The organism is Lentzea kentuckyensis, from assembly GCF_002150765.1.
GTDB classification, from domain to species: domain Bacteria; phylum Actinomycetota; class Actinomycetes; order Mycobacteriales; family Pseudonocardiaceae; genus Lentzea; species Lentzea kentuckyensis.
Map to the genome: position 1 here is coordinate 276 of NZ_MUYM01000210.1, position 274 is coordinate 549.

The 274-nt window shown below is 66.1% G+C and carries 1 protein-coding gene; it reads left to right on the forward strand.

Features of this window, described 5'->3' with window-relative positions:
- Positions 1 to 219 (forward strand): glycerophosphodiester phosphodiesterase family protein (locus B0F77_RS50400; RefSeq protein ID WP_281252630.1); only part of this gene is annotated, 219 nt, incomplete at its 5' end.
- Positions 220 to 274 lie beyond the last annotated feature (55 nt).

Here is a 274-nt window from a genome sequence, read left to right on the forward strand (position 1 = left end):
CGCGGCCAGGTCGCCCAGGTGCCCGTGAGCCAGGGACGACTCAAGATCGTCGACCGCAGGTTCGTCCAGGCCGCCCACCGCCGCGACCTCGAAGTGCACGTGTGGACGATCGACGACGAGGCCGACATGCGCGCCCTGCTCGATCTTGGTGTGGACGGACTCGTGACCGACCGGCCCGATCTGCTGCGCGAAGTACTCCGGTCGCGCAACAGCTGGTAACAGGTTGGACAGTCGATCATTGGACGTGTCGGCGGACAAGTACAGTCCGCCGACA